The 15,293-nt window shown below is 59.6% G+C and carries 9 protein-coding genes; 5 read left to right on the forward strand and 4 right to left on the reverse strand.

From position 1 onward, the window contains the following. Positions 1-30: 30 nt before the first annotated feature. Both XX99_RS07995 and XX99_RS08000 read right to left on the reverse strand, forming a co-directional pair. Positions 31-2,391, reverse strand: a complete 2,361-nt coding sequence (locus XX99_RS07995) for a kelch repeat-containing protein (protein WP_050058839.1) — start codon at positions 2,389-2,391, stop codon at positions 31-33. A 166-nt stretch (positions 2,392-2,557) separates the two neighbouring features. After that, entirely contained in the window at positions 2,558-6,904 is a 4,347-nt protein-coding gene (locus tag XX99_RS08000) for a protease pro-enzyme activation domain-containing protein (RefSeq protein WP_184084653.1), read from the reverse strand. 753 nt (positions 6,905-7,657) lie between these two features. On the opposite strand from XX99_RS08000, the gene XX99_RS08010 reads away from it, so the two are divergent. Both XX99_RS08010 and XX99_RS08015 read left to right on the forward strand, forming a co-directional pair. After that, complete coding sequence (locus XX99_RS08010) at positions 7,658-10,021, forward strand: winged helix-turn-helix domain-containing protein (RefSeq protein WP_050058842.1); 2,364 nt, start codon at positions 7,658-7,660, stop codon at positions 10,019-10,021. Positions 10,022-10,478: 457 nt separating this feature from the next. Then, positions 10,479-11,888, forward strand: a complete 1,410-nt coding sequence (locus tag XX99_RS08015; protein WP_082125369.1) for a glycoside hydrolase family 30 protein — start codon at positions 10,479-10,481, stop codon at positions 11,886-11,888. Here XX99_RS08015 and XX99_RS28755 read toward each other — a convergent pair. After that, positions 11,876-12,265, reverse strand: a complete 390-nt coding sequence (locus XX99_RS28755) for a hypothetical protein (protein WP_050058843.1) — start codon at positions 12,263-12,265, stop codon at positions 11,876-11,878. The two genes, XX99_RS08015 and XX99_RS28755, sit on opposite strands and share 13 nt — an antisense overlap. Positions 12,266-12,519: 254 nt before the next feature. Between XX99_RS28755 and XX99_RS08025 the strand changes: the two genes are divergently transcribed. The 3 genes from XX99_RS08025 to XX99_RS28595 all read left to right on the forward strand — a co-directional run bounded on the left by XX99_RS08025 (position 12,520) and on the right by XX99_RS28595 (position 14,702). Further along, positions 12,520-12,912 (forward strand): hypothetical protein, encoded by a 393-nt coding sequence (locus XX99_RS08025; RefSeq protein WP_156185860.1) that lies wholly within the window; start codon positions 12,520-12,522, stop codon positions 12,910-12,912. Positions 12,913-13,199: 287 nt separating this feature from the next. After that, a complete protein-coding gene (locus XX99_RS08030; protein ID WP_050058845.1) occupies positions 13,200-14,255 on the forward strand; it encodes an aldo/keto reductase in 1,056 nt (351 codons plus the stop codon). 204 nt (positions 14,256-14,459) lie between these two features. Then, positions 14,460-14,702: a bestrophin family protein gene (locus XX99_RS28595; RefSeq protein ID WP_050058846.1), complete on the forward strand. Its 243-nt coding sequence runs from the start codon at positions 14,460-14,462 to the stop codon at positions 14,700-14,702. On the opposite strand, the gene XX99_RS26630 is transcribed toward XX99_RS28595, so the two are convergent. Continuing rightward, positions 14,657-15,293 (reverse strand): IS481 family transposase (locus XX99_RS26630; protein WP_082125370.1); only part of this gene is annotated, 637 nt, incomplete at its 5' end. The two genes, XX99_RS28595 and XX99_RS26630, sit on opposite strands and share 46 nt — an antisense overlap.

Below are 15,293 nucleotides of genomic sequence, written 5' to 3' on the forward strand. Positions count from 1 at the left end.
GAACGTTTGTTTTTTCTGGACACAACTTTTCTACGGCTGGTACTTCCACAGATCGTCGAGATACCCTAGCGCTCCGGATGCGTCGTCACCCTGGCCGCCGAAGAGCCAGACATTGCCTGACGCATCGACCCAGGCTGCTGCGCCGTATCGTCCTCCCGGAATATTTGCGGCAGCGGGCACACCCTGCGTGCCGTAGACACCGGATGGGCCATATTCAGTGCCCAGGGCGGAAATCGACGGGACGGCGTTGCTGCCACCCATCCAGGTCCATTGGCCTATGTTTCCAGCGGCGCCCGGCGTGTACTTCCACAGATCATCGAGATATCCCACCTTGCCGGTCCAGTCGTAACCTTGTCCGCCGCAGATCCAGAAATTTCCCGATGCATCGATCCAGCTTGCGGGACTGTATCGTCCGCCGGGGGTGCTTGTGGAGGATGCCGTTTTCACGATGCCGTAGACGCCAGGCTGGCCGAGATTGGCTCCGGGAATGGTGCTGCTGCCGCCCATCCAGGTCCACTCGCCGGTGTCGCCGAGCGTGGGGTCAAACTTCCACAGGTCATTGAGGAATCCAATCGTTGCAGTGGAGTCGCCGCCTGTGCCGCCGAAGAGCCAGAAGTTTCCTGAAGCGTCGGTCCAGGCCACGGCGGCGGATCTTCCTCCGGGGATATTCGTGGAGGCTGCCGTACCCAGCGTGCCATAGACCCCGGGCAGAACAGTCTGAGCGCCAGGAAGGTAGTGATTGGGCGGGACGGTAGCGCTGCCTCCCATCCATGTCCAGCTCCCCGGAGTCAAGTTCGTGCCCGGAGTGTACTTCCACAGGTCGTTCAAATATCCGTTGGTCCCGTTCGCGTCGTAGCCGTTGCCACTGTAGAGCCAGAAATTTCCCTGCGCATCCGTCCAGGCGGAGGCGCCATATCGCGCTCCGGGAATATTCGTCGGAGATGGCGTACCCAGCGTGCCATACGTTCCCGCTACGCCTTGTGGAGATTCAATAACGGGCGGAACGGTAGAACTGCCGCCCATCCACGTCCACTCGCCGGACGCACCCTGTTTCGGATCGAACTCCCACAGATCGTTGAGAACTCCGTAGTTTCCGGCCGCATCGACGCCAATTCCACCGAAGAGCCAGAGATGGCCGGCCGCGTCGATCCAGTTCACCGACTGCTCCCGTCCACCGGGACTATTCGAAGACAAGGGCACGCCCAGGGTGCCGTAGACGCCGGGTTGACCATGGGTATCGTAGCTTGTTTCCGGGGAAGCCTCGGTGGGGCTGCCGCCTATCCACGTCCATTCACCGCTTGCGCCCAGCCTGGGATCGAACTTCCAGAGGTCGTTGAGATCCCCAATCGTTCCGAGCGAATCCTGGCCATTTCCTCCGAAAAGCCAGATAACGCCCGAAGCATCCTTCCAGATGGCGGATTCCTCGCGGGCTCCGGGGAGATTGGCTGGATCGGGTGTGCCGAGGGCGCCGTAGACACCGGGCTGGCCGCTGTTGAGGCCCACAGAACTGCTGCCTCCCACCCAGATCCAGTCGCCGGTGCAAACAATATTCACATTGGTGATATTGGCGATGGCCGTGGCGCTGCCGTTGGCCACCGCGCAGTTCTCGCCGGCAGGTTGCGCGAATACGGTGACGCTATATGGGGTTCCGCTGGCGACCGGAGCGGTGAAAGCGAAGCTGGCCGCGTTGGCATTCACGATCAGATTGTTGCCGCCGTTATTTTGAAGGACCAGTCCCATTTGGGCGAGCCCACTGATGGTGCCGCCGACGGCGTACTGCTGCGTACACGCAACGCTCGCGCTGGTGACATTCCCTGTAGCCGTGCCGCTGCCGCCGGTCACCGCGCAGTTCTCCCCGAGCGGCTGAGTGAGAACGGTGATCGCGTACGTGCTGCCAGCGACGACCGGAGCGGGGAAAGCAAAGCTGGAAGCGCCGGCATTCACCGCCAGGCTATTGCCGCCGTTATCTTCCAAGACCAGTCCCGACTCTGTGAGGCCAGAGATCGTGCCGCCAATGGCATAAAGCTGAATACAGGCGACACTCACATTCGTGACGTTAGCCGAGGCCATGCCGCTGCCGTTGTTTACCGTACAGCTCTCGCCGGCAGGCTGGGCCAGCACGGTCACGCTGTAGGGGGCGTGGCTGCCGACCGGCGTGTCGAAGGAAAAGCTGGTGGCGTTGGCGCTCACGGTGACATTGTTGCCGCCGTCATCCTGCAACACCAGCCCTGTGCCGGTAAGCCCGGCTACCGTACCGCCGATGGTAAAGCTGGCGGGCGGCAGGGGCGTCGATTTTTCCCCTCCGCCGCAGCCGGTCGCTGCTACCAATGCCATCGCCGACAGGCCAATCGTCAACAGGGTGGAGGTACCGAACCTTGTCCCACTTCTCATCTCGCTTATGACCTTTCCCAAAGAAATTCAATTCGACCGCTGCAACGGAGGGGCTGTGAGCGTCCATCCCTGTCTTGTTCCGGCCAGCCAGACCTGAGGTCTTCCCGGGCGAGAGGCTCGAGAATGAGACTCCCGACCGCATTTGGCCGTCCGCCGCACTCGTCTGCTATTGCACCGTCAGCGCAATCTGGGTGGTGGTGCTGATTGAGCCGCTGGTCGCGGTGACCGTCACCGTGTAGCTGCCGGCCGGGGTTCCCGGGGAACTGCTGGTTCCGGTCGCGGTCGTCACGTGCGAGCCGCCACCGCAGCCGGTGATACCCAGCGTTCCCAGCGTGAGAACAAGAAATGCCAGAGCAGCCCAGACCCTGCGCCGCGGAAGCATGAACGCAACGAGGCAGGCCAGCGCAACCCCTCCGAGGCGTTCCTGCAACGGCCGCCTGTCTGCAGGAACGAGGGCCGCTGTAGCGCCGGTGGTATCGATTGTCAGCATCGCGTTCACTGGCGCTGTTCCCGTTACCGAGGCCGTTGCGGGGACAACGCACGCCGGGGCGGGGGTGGAAGCTCCGCCTGAGATGGCGCAGCTCAGCTGAACCGCGCCGGTAAACCCACCGGCAGGGCTGATGGTCAGCGTGTCGGTTACGGACTGGCCGGAGGCCGCGATCGACATCGCGCTGCTAGCCGCTGTCAGACCGAAGGTAGGCGTAGCGGCCACCTGTTGAACGGTGACCGGGACGGTCAGCGTCTGCTGGAGAACTCCGGATATCGCTGAAACCGAGACGTTATAGGAACCCGGTGGAGTCGTGCTGTCAGTGGTCACCTGCAGTGAGGCGGTCGAAGCGGCCGTCCCGAAGAGAACGCTGTTGGGCAGCGTGCAGGCAGGCGCGGTGCCATTGGCAGGCACAGGCGCAACCGAGCAGCTGAGGGCAACGGTTCCGGTGAAGGCCTGGGTGGGCGTGATGGTAAGGGCGTCGGTCGCTGCCTGACCGGGCGCGGCGATGGAAAGCGAGCTATTGGCGGCGACCAGAGTGAAGCCCGGGCCTGAGGTCACCTGCAGCGGTACCTGCACGGACTGGTTCAGTTGACCGCTGGTTCCGGTGACGGTGATGGTGTAAGTACCGGCTGGTGTGTCGGCATAGGAGGCGACTGTAACCGCCGATGTTGCTCCGGAGCTTCCGTACACCGTGGCGGGAAGGGCTACGCAGGTTGGCGTATGTCCCGAAGCGGCCGCGCTTACGGTGCAGGCCATGCTCACAATCCCAGTAAAGCCATTCGCCGGGACAATCGAGATGACGGCCGAGGCCTCCCCTGATGCTTCGACGGTTACCGGCTGGCTGGGTCCGGTCAGGGTATAGCTGCCCTGCACGCCGGCGAGGGTTACGCTGGTGCTGCCGTTGGACGCCAGATAATTCGTATCGCCGCTGTAGCTGACGCCTACGGTGTTGGAGCCGGCTGCCAAATCGGCGGCAGAAATATAAAAGGTGAAGACAATCGCATTGGCACCGTTTGCCTGCGTCTGGGTGCCAATAATTGGTTGATAAGTATGCCCATTGGCGGTCGCCGAAACGCTTCCGGTGGGATAGAGCGCAACGCTGTCGGTTTCGAGAACTGCCGTCAAATTCACCTGGCCAACCGGATTTACCGCCGCTCCATTGGATTGCACCACGAAAGTGGTGGTCCCCTTGGTGATGGTCAGCGTCTGAGTCGAGCTGGTACTGGGGGCAAAGCTCGCGTCACCGGGGTAGGACGCCTGATAGGCGTAGGTTCCCGGCGGAAAAGAGCTGGCCGATATCTGGGCGATCCCCAGGCTGTTGATGGCAGCCGACTGCGTCGTCCCGTTAGAGGTGAAGGTCACGCTGCCGGTCGCGACACCGTCGGGGATCAGGTTTCCTTGAAATCCAACGGCGGAGTTGTTTCCAAAAGGCTGCGCATTGAGGAACGAGTTCACGCCATACGGCAGCGTGCTGACACCTTCGCTAATGAGTAAGGTGATCGGATCATAGTCGCTGAAGGAAAGCGTGGTGGTGCTGGGCTCAGCGGTGATGGTGACGTTGATGCCGCTCGACGACTGGCTGCCGGTATGGCTGGTGTCGCCGGCATAGTAGGAGTTGACCGTGTAGGTGCCACCGGGCAGGTCATTGGTGGTCAGGCTGCCGGCGCCGGGACTATACAGCGGCGCGAAGTCAGAGGAGCTAGCTGCGGTTTCGTTGTTGGTCGCGACCAGGCTGAATTGACCGGTTGCATCGCTGGGTGTGACGGTCATCCCGAAATATAAGGGTGTGCCATGCACCACGCTGATCGGCGCAGCCGAGAGCGTTCCGGAGGAAGTGCCGGCTGCGAGAGTGTTGCTGGTGCTGGCAAAATTGGTTGATGTCCAGAGGCTGACCAGCTGGGAAAGATCGACGCTGCCGAGGCCGGTGGCCATGTCATAGAAGGGTATGGCGTCGTAGCCCTCGAGGAAGTTGTTGCTGAAACAGTCCAGCGAGCCGGTAGCACAGTAGACGGAGTTGTTGCCGATGGAAATATCGTGAAACGACCGCTGGTATTTGCCGGGATTGTTGGGGTCGGGATCGTAGTCCTGCGCGAGGTTATAGAGGACTGTATCGGCCTGTCCCAGACGAGCGCCGCCCTGCGACTGCGAGATCATGGCCAGCATGCCGGCAAAGGCGGGAGCCGCAGCCGAAGTACCGCCGATTACTCCGACATTTTGATCGTTAATCAGCTGGCCATTGGCGTCTACCTGGCAGTCGGTATAAAGACCGCCCTGGTCGTCGACCGTCGAATCGGAGCAGTAGACCCAGCCGGCGCCGTAGAATCCATTAGCCGAAAGCAGGGAGACATCGGGCAGAGAGCGGACCAGATTCGGTCCCTGGAAGCCGGTCTGAAAGGGAGGCTGAATGTAGCCCGTCGGGGTCTGCATACAATCTCCCTGGTCGTCCACCGATCCCAGGCATACCGCCGCGCTGCTGAGCCCGCCACCGCCGCCGATGATGTTCGTTGCCCCGGCAAGATTGTATGTGGGAAGGTTCTCCTGGTAACTGTTAGCCACTACCGTCGACGAGTCATTCCAGGGGTTCTCAGGGATGTAGCCGAGCGCGCTGGCGTAGTAGGGATAACTCCCGGTGAAGTTGACATAGGTGCTGAAGTTGTTCCCGGCCAGCGAGTAAAAATCGGTGCCGCCCACGGCGATGTTGTACGGGGTCGATGCGATTCCGCTGACGGAAAGCCCGCGCGATGCCGATAGCGGCGGCTCCTCGTTATCACCGTCGCAGGAGGCCGAGCCGGAGTCGCCGGTGGATACCGTTACCGTGATTCCCTGTGCCGCAGCCTGCTGCCATAGTTCTGACCAGGATAGGTTGCCGCCCACTCCCAGATCCTGTTCGCAGCTGCCGTAACTCACGCTCAGGATGTTGATTTTGTTCTCTTCGAGAGCGCGCAGACCGGCCAGGATGAGTCCATCGGATAGATCGGTGGAAGCAGCGTAGTAGTAGTCGATGCTGGCGCCGGGCGCAAGACCGCCTGCGATTTCGACGTCCAGCAGAGACTCGACGCCGGCATCTCCAGGCATGACACCCGGGTCCACGCCGCCGTCGAGGATTGGCTGAGGCAGATTGGCAGCCGCGCTTGCAGGCAGAAAGGCGGTGCGGTAATTTTGCACATCGGCCATGGCCAGCGCCGAATAGCCGAGAATACCGATGGTCACCCCGGTTCCATCCAGCGTCTGCGTCGCCGCGGGATTGAAGTTCTGATTCGGGGTGTCATAGATGATCGAGGCGTCGGCGGGCGTCACATAGAGCTGGCTGCCACCGACGGTCAAGGCCGAGCGAAGATGCCCGGTCGTGGCGTCGTAGTGGGCGGGGCTGCCAAGCACATGCAGGGGCCGGGCATGGAAATCGTTCATGGGCGAAACACCGGAGATGACCGGGGCGAGCGCGGCAGGAATTTCAGGGTCCGCAGCGTTTGAGAATCGCGTCTGTTGGCCAACGCGGTAGCTGTGAATGCTGGTGTTGAAGGCGCTGGTCAGCGAGCCGGCGGTGCCGGAGAACAGAATGGCGTTGCGCGCGGCGGAGATCCGCTCCACTTTGAGACCGCTCGCCTCCAACCATTGCTGCACCGCGGCCAGATCGTGATCCGAGATTCCATACGCCGCGCCATAACTTTCCGGCGTCATCCAATGGCGATAGCTTGCCGAGTTCTTGTTCTGCGTCTGGCTGAGAAATTGGCTGAGCTGGGCCTGCTGCACGGCGCTTCGGCGAAGCCACAAGACCATGCGTCCGGTGGACATGGAGTCCGGCACCTGGCCGAGATCGATGGCGGAACGATCCAGCGGCCGCGTCTGCCCTTTTAATGGCGTGCGTGCGACAGTCACAGGCCCGCGTACGCGATCAAGCGGGGCGGCGGCCGCAGCGGCGGTTTGAAGAGACGGAGCGCTGGATTGGGCCAGGGCAGAAGCGGCAAACAACGCCATTCCCATATAAAAACGGACAAATCGCACACTGAAGAAAGCAGGCTTCACGTTGTTGATCCTCGGCGAAAGATAAGTGTTCGGCGTCGTCTGGAGATGGGAACAGGCGCCTTGAAGCGATGTTGGAGTCGGGGCTTTTTCGGAGGATGGAACTCCGTATGACGGAGCGGCATCCATCCGTAAAAGCGGCGTGAGTTCTAAAGAGGCCGGGATGGCCAGGTGAAAATTCCCACGATGCCTGGAAACTGCCGGCTCTGCGCAGTCATCGAGTCGCGGATTACGAGACGGCTTCTAGTCCATCGGGCGCACGACGGATATGTACCGCCGCGTCAGCCGGGGAGATTGGCTGGGTTGGGAAGTCTCCATACCCTGAACCACATCCTGTGCCCGGCAGACGCGGGCGGACGCCAGGGTAAGGTTGATGGATCTCGGATACGTCACATTGATCTCCGTGAAGGACTGCGAAGCTCTGAAGAAACACCCCAACGCAAACCAGTCTGACTGGCTGGGCAAAGGCGTATGAACAATGACAAAAAGACCGGGCGAACGACTCCACCTCCCGAAACCGAGGGCGGAAAGCGAATTGAAGACTACGAGGTGCCAGCAGGGAGGAAACTGAAGCCAGAAAAACGTTTTGTTGCAGCAAAGTCAACAAAACTTATGCTTAAGCAATTCTTAACCAATAAGCTCATTTATTTCATCAACTTGTAACCGACCCACCGAAACCTGGAGAACGACCTCGATCTCCTTACCTGCCGGCGGGGGGAGAAATTTTAACGCTTTGTTATCCTGAAATCGCCATTTTTGACTGAAACGATCCAACCCGCGTACGACGGCTACCGGTTCGGCCGGTTCGAGGTACGAATCAGGAACGGCGTGCTGCTGCGCGACGAAAAGCGGATAAAAATCGAAGAGCTGCCCTTTCAGCTTCTGCTGGTACTGCTCGAGTCTCCGGGCGAAGTGGTCTCCAAAGAAACGCTGCGCAGCCGGCTGTGGAGCGACCGGATTTTCGGGGAGCTGGACAATGGCTTGCACGTGGCCGCCGCTAAGCTGCGTGAAGCGCTCGGAGAAAAGGCTGGCGCAACCGCACGGCATATCGAGACCATCCGGGGGCGAGGGTATCGGTTCAATGGCAGCGTAGAGCCCATCTTCTCACCAGCTTTCGGGATGGGGACCGATACCGCCTTCGGCGATGCCGCCGTCGCTTCGGGTCAGGCTGTGCCGGACGATGCAGGGCGTGACGATCCACCCAACCATCTGGAACAAGCGGCAAAGACGGAAAGCTTCCTGCACCGGCGCTCGATCCGGATCGCCGCATTTGCTCTCTCCGTGCTGATCGTATCGGCGGCCGGGCTGGTCTGGTTTTATCCTCACCGGCACAGGCCGCTGGCCGACAGCTCGGACCCGGTCGTGCTCGGCGGCTTCATCAACAATTCCGGGGACGACTCCTACAACGGCATGGGACATGCTTTCCGGGTCAAGCTTGAAGAGTCGCCTTACCTTAATTTGATACCCGAACAAAGCTTCCTGGGAACTGTTCCCGAGCCGGCCTCCGCTCCGCTCAAGCAACTCCTCAAAGGCTGCGCGTCGTTGGGCGGCAAGGTGCTGATCACCGGCGCCATTATGGCCCGATCGACAGGATATGAAGTGACGACGGCGGCTCGAAGCTGCACCGACGGCAGCTTGCTGACCACTGAAAAAGCGAAAGCAGAGAGCCGGGAAACGGTGCTTGCGGCCCTGGACCAGGCGACGAACCGGATGCGCAGAAGCCTCGGCGAATCCGGCGCTTCTCTGCAGAGGTTCAACATGCCGCTCGCTCAGGCCACGACCTCGTCCCTGGCGGCGCTCAGGGCCTTTACGCTCGGCGAAGAGAAGCGTGACAGCGGGCAGGAGTTTGAGGCCATCCCGGATTACAAGCTTGCGGTCGATCTCGACCCGCAGTTTGCGATGGCCTATGCTCGCCTGGGGGCCATTTACTCGAACGCCGCCGAGCAGACGCAGAGCGCCGACTATTTCAAGAAGGCATTCGACCTGCGGGAGCATACTACCGACCGTGAACGGCTTTACATTGCTGCGCACTACTACCTGATCTCAGGGCAGATCCAGCGGGCGATCGAAGCCTACGAGCTGTGGCGGTCGCTCTATCCCCGGGACGCCTCGCCGTACCAGAATCTCGCGCTGGAGTATCTGGACCTGGGCGAACCGGAAAAGGCAGCGGACGTGGCGCGCACCGCGGTGCAGCTTGATGGAGCGTCGTCAATGTCGCAGGCCGCGCTGGCACGCATGTACCTCGAGACCGGCGAACAAGGGCAGTTGCAAACCCTGTGCAGCCATGTGCAGGGCGGGAAGGGCGACAGCGCCATGCTGCACGAATCCTGTTTCCTGCTCGCTTTTTTGCGCAACGACGAGGCCGCAATGCAGGAGCAGATCCTTTGGTCGCGCGGGAACGCGGCAGAGAGCGAACTGCTGGACGACGTGGCATGGGTTGCGATGTACCAGGGAAAGCTCAACGCGGGAAGAAAGCTCTTCGCGCATGCCCGGCAGACGGCGCTGGCCCAGGGATTCTCAGAGCTGGCGGCAACCATCGACGTGGATGAAGCACTTCTCGAGGTCGACTGCGGCTATCGGCGCGAAGCGCGCATGCTGGCGCTCGACGCGCTGCGGTTGGCGCCGCAGAGTTTGAGCATCCAGGCCGGGGCGGCGCTGGCTCTGGGTCGCAGCGGGGACACCGCTTTGGCTGAATCCGAAGCGGCAAAGGCCGCCGCGCAAGCCCCACTCGACACCATTCTCAACGATGCCCAGCTGCCCTCGATACGAGCCGCGGTCCAGCTTGCAAAGCATAACCCGCAGGCAGCGATTCAAGCGCTCGAGCGGGCGCGGCCTTACGACGCGTGCAGCGCTCTGAACCTGGCTCCGGCGTACTATCGCGGTCTGGCCTACCAGGATGCCGGGCACCCCGATAAGGCTGCGGCTGAATTTCGCAGCGTAATCGGGTACCTCGGGCTGATGCCGGACTCGCCTTATATCCCGCTGGCCGCAATTCAGCTGGCCAGAGTACTTCACCGGATGGGTGACGCACCGAACGCGGCCAAAGCCGAACGCCAGGCGAAGCAAGCGTGGCAGCACGCAGACCCGGACTTCCTCCCTCTGCGTAAAGGAACCTCATAGCGAATCGGCTTGGAGAAGCAGGAAGGCGCCGAGGAATTGGCGAAGCAATGAAGCATTTGGCGATTTAGCGCTCGCTGAGGTGGCTTCTCAGTTTCGACAGCCCTACCGTGAATATCTAGGCATGCCTGCTCATTGATCGACGATTACCTGCGAGGTAATTGCTTCGCCTCGCGATTCATTCGATATTGAAGGGGTAGACGTGCAGGATCGCTGCCACTCTACAGATATCGGAGGAAAATTACATGCCTGCCTTTCCGGTGGAAGACAGATTCAGCTCTATGGCCGATTCTTCTCATTCATAAAATGTAATCTTTCCGGGAAAAGACGGCGGAAGAACGCCGTCTCTTCCCGTTATCTGTTTCAAGAGGATCTCTGGCTTTGCATAAAGAGAGTCAGAATCTCACTGGCACTAACATGGAAATAAAGCCGATCAACAGCCATTGTTCAAGGAGGGCGAATGGGCTTCAGGTTTCTTCGTTGGATTGCGCTTCCGGTTTGGATGCTCTCGGTGATTACGTTGCAGGCGCAACATGGAAAAACCGTCTCCTTATGGCTTACCACGGCAGATCGAACGTCATTGCTTGCGAAACAGCCGGAGCCTCTGCGTTTCCACAAGCCGGGCACGAATCTGCAAGTTATCGAGGTGAACGATAAGGAGAAATACCAATCGATGGACGGCTTCGGATTCGCACTTACCGGAGGCAGCGCGCAACTGCTCATGCGCATGAGCGCTGCGCAGCGAAACGATCTGTTGCATGAGCTTTTCGGCTCGGAAAACAACGGCATTGCGGTGAGCTATCTGCGTGTCAGCATCGGCTCTTCTGACATGAATGACCACGCCTTCACGTATGACGATCTGCCTGCGGGAGAGACCGATCCCTCGCTGGCAAAGTTTAATCTGGGTCCCGACAGTACGACTGTTATCCCGATCCTGAAGGAAATCCTTGGCATTCAGCCTTCTATCAAAATTCTCGGTTCTCCGTGGTCTGCGCCCGCGTGGATGAAGACCAATGGCGCTCTTAAAAACGGCAACCTCAAGCCGGAGTATTACACCGCCTACGCTCAGTATTTCGTGAAGTACATCGAGACGGTGAAGGAGCAGGGAATTCGCATCGACGCAATTACCGTGCAGAACGAGCCGCTGAATCCGCACAACACGCCCAGTATGGTGATGCAGGCAGAAGATCAGGCCGTCTTCATCAAAACAGCGCTTGGACCGGCTTTTCACAAAGCAGACATCAAGACCAAGATCAATGTCTATGATCACAACTGCGACCGGCCCGACTATCCGCTCACTATTCTGAAGGACCCAGAAGCGCAGGCTTATGTCGATGGTTCGGCCTTCCATCTCTATGAAGGCGAGATGAGTGCGCTGACTCAAGTGCATGAGGCCTATCCAAAGAAGAACCTCTACTTTACCGAGCAGATGACCGTCGATCGGAAAGATGATCCGAGCCTTGAAGTTGCGCGAGCGGTTGCGCGGCTTATAGTTGCGGCTCCGCGTAACTGGAGCCGCAATGTGCTCTTGTGGAATCTCGCTGCGGATCCCGGTTTTGGCCCTCACACCGATAGTGGAGGCTGCCCGGTATGTGAGGGCGCGATCACGCTGGACGGCGACAGGATTACACGCAACCTCGCCTACTATACCGTCGCGCAGGCTTCGAAATTTGTACCTCCCGGTTCCATTCGCATCGCCTCCAGTTCTTCGGTGGACTTGCCTAACGTCGCATTCAGCGCTCCAAATGGAAAGCGTGTTGTGATCGTCGCGAACCCAGGGAGCACCGCGCAGGATTTTGAAATCCGCTACCACGGCAGATCCGTTGCAACGTCGCTCAAGTCGGGAGCTGTCGGCACCTATGTCTGGTAAGGCTGCCGTGTAAATGATCGGAGCATGTCGCAGAACAGGTCTGCTACCTGTTCTGCGTGAGCGCGAGGGGCGGTTATATCAAACGATTCGGTCGCCCCAGTCGGCCCGCAGATCTTAGTCACCACAATTGTCTTCAATTCGGGAATTCCGCCACCGGACAACCGTATGAATGGGAGTTTCATCGGGGCCGCAAAGTCGTTCCAGTCAAAACCAATAGCCGTCTTACGTTGACGGACGTGGGCACTCTGCTGGCGGCCTGTCTTGCTGGCGTCGGAATCGCGCGAGTGATGAACCTTGAAATTCAGCCACTGCTCAAAGCCGGCAAGCTTATCAATCTTTTTCCAAGACTGGCCCGATGAAACATTCCCTCTCAACATGCTCTATCCCTCGCGCACATTGCCTCCGGCAAAGCTGCGGGCCTTCATCGACTTCGTGCAAACGGTTGCAGGCCAGCGCGCCAATGTCGATGGGAGCACGTAGCTTTTTTCGGAAGGAGGATGTTCCGAGTAGGTATTGATTCGCATTGCCTGACGCAATCGCAGAAGTTTGCAAATTTGATAGCTATTGGATGCGGATTTAACGACAGCTCTGTTGTGTAACCGCTAGTGTCTTTCTCGTAGGAGAAAACGCTATGCGTTCTATGCTCCGGTCTATCGCTTTCATGTCCGTCGCCCTCTGCGCTACTGCTGCTTTCGCTGCAGATAGAGCAGTGGTGAACGTCCCTTTCAATTTCGAAACTCACGGCATCTGGTTTCCTGCCGGCGAGTACGACGCTTCGCTCGATATGGACAAGAGCGTTCTCACACTGCGCAACATTGCAGATCCGAAGGAAGCCATTGTCTGGGTAGTCTCGCCTGCCGATGAAATGGCGATCGAGAAACCCCTTCAGATGAAGTTCGATGATCTCGGTGGCACCCATGAGCTGCGTACCGTTCAGCTCGGGTCCCGGATCACCTCAAGACTGGACGCTCCCGCAAGACGCCACGATGCGGGCAGCTTAGTGGCTCTGGTGAGCGGCCAGTAAGTACAATAACACTCGTCACAGGGCCTGTGCCGGCATGCTCCGGCGCAGGCCCTTTTTTTTGATACGGCCAACGAGTGATCCTTCGAACCTGACTTCAATTCACGATAATGTAGCATCCTCACGGGTGGGGATATGTTGCGACATGGGTTCGCCGTGCTTGGACCGATCGCGTCGACCGGCGAGACGCCCTGAACGGCGGCAGCTATCGCTCTCAAAGCTACCGAATCGTCGGCGTCCGTCTGGCATCGAATTAGCCAGCCGACTTCATCGGCTCAAGGATCTCCTACATGCAATACAAGACACTCGGCGACACCGGCCTGCTTGTTTCCACCATCTGCTTCGGCTGCATGACGTTTCACGGCGGCTCTGGTTTTTGGAGCAAGATTGGCCAAGTCGATCAGGCAGGCGCAGATGCACTCATTAAAGGCTCCATCGATGCTGGCGTGAACTTTTTCGACACCGCGGACGTTTACTCCGAGGGCGAAAGCGAAAAGACTCTCGGCCAGTCGCTCAAGAATCTCGGCATCGCCCGCAAAGACGTCGTCATCGCGACCAAGGTCTTCGGACGCACCGGCCCCGGCCGCAACGACGTGGGCGCCTCCCGCGGCCACATAATGGACGCGGTAGAGGGCAGCCTCAAACGACTCGGCACGGATCACATCGACCTGTACCAGATCCACGGAAACGACGCCGTCACGCCTGTTGAAGAAACACTTCGCGCCTTGGACACCCTCGTCCAGCAGGGCAAGGTCCGCTACATCGGGGCCAGCAACTGGGAGGCGTGGAAACTATCCCGCGCGATCACCATCTCTGAACTGAAAGATTACGCTCGCTTAGACACTCTGCAGGCTTACTACTCGATCGCTGGCCGCGATCTGGAACGCGAATTCGTACCCATGTTCCAGCACACCAAAACGGGCCTGCTCGTCTGGAGTCCGCTCGCCGGCGGATTGCTTTCCGGAAAGTTCAGCCGTGAGAATCAGAAACCTGAAGATTCGCGCCGGTCGGAGTTTGACTTCCCCGTGGTCGACAAGGAGCGCGCTTGGCGCATCCTCGATATCATGCGACCGATCGCCGAAGCCCACAGCTGCTCACCGGCTCGCATTGCGCTCGCGTGGCTGTTACATCAACCGGTCGTCACATCTGTGATCATCGGAGCAAAGCGTCCGGATCAGCTCCAGGACAATCTCGCCGCGGTGAATGTGAAGCTCAGCCTTGAGGAATTGCAGCAGCTCAACCAGGTCAGCCAACTCCCGCCGGAATACCCTGGGTGGATGCTGCCGTTTCAAGGAGCAAACCGGCTCGACCCCAACGTCGTGCGTCCCGGCACCGAAACCAAATAAAACAGGTCCGGTTAAGGACGCGTCTTCTACCAGCTAGAAAGACTGGGTCTTCTTGTTTTCGAACAAGGCGACCCAGGACAATAGTTGATTCTGAATGAAAGATGCCGGCCGGCTTGGTTCAAGCCGGCCGGTAGTAAACAGCGACTCTAACGCGCTCCTGGCTGCCGCCTCCTATCTTGGCTATCCTCAAATGAGGAGTGTTTGATGATCGTTCGGGATAGGCCAACCTTCTGGGAGCTAGTTGCCATGTGGCGGCTTTCAGTACTTCGCCGCATTGCGCCTCAGATCGCGAGCGTCCTGGTGTGGTCCTTCTTCGTAACATGGGCGAACAGCCGATATGCGGTGGTGCTACGCGGATGGACGGTTGCGCCGTTTACGCTGCTTGGCGTGCCTGTAGAAGGTCAAGAGGTTGTTTCATTACCGATACGGCTGATGGGCGAGTTGTAGTTGAGGCTACCATGGGGTCTTTTTAGGTTGTAGAAGTCGTTCCATGGTTTGAGGTGTAGGTCTCTTTGAGCGGAGTTGAGCCAGTGTTTTGCATAGGCCCATTCTCTGAGGGCGGTCTGTATGAAGCGTTCCGCCTTGCCGTTTGTTCTTGGAGTGTAGGGTCGGGTGCGTCGGTGAGTGAGCTGCATGGCGGCACAGGCCTGGCGGAATATCTGAGAGCGGTAACTGGAGCCGTTGTCGGTGAGCAGCGATCTGACGGTGACGCCGTGTGTGGCGAAGAAGGCGAGGGCATCGCGCAGGAAGCCGATGGTGGTGTGTGCCTTCTGATCAGGCAGTATCTGGGTAAAGGCCAGCCGGGAGTGGTCATCCACGGCCACGTGCAGTGCCAAAAAGCCTGGATGCTGTTTTTTGCCCCGCAGCCTGCCATCGCCACGCAGCGAGACCTCCCCGAAGCGCGTCATGCCCTTGATGTCCAGGTGCAGCAGATCCCCCGGGCAAGGGTGCTCATAGCGAACCACGGGCGGCGGCGGATTCAGATCGCGCCATCGGCTCAGCCTGGCCCGGCGCAGGATACGGCTGACCGACGCGGGA

This window comes from Silvibacterium bohemicum (assembly GCF_001006305.1).
GTDB classification, from domain to species: Bacteria; Acidobacteriota; Terriglobia; order Terriglobales; family Acidobacteriaceae; genus Silvibacterium; species Silvibacterium bohemicum.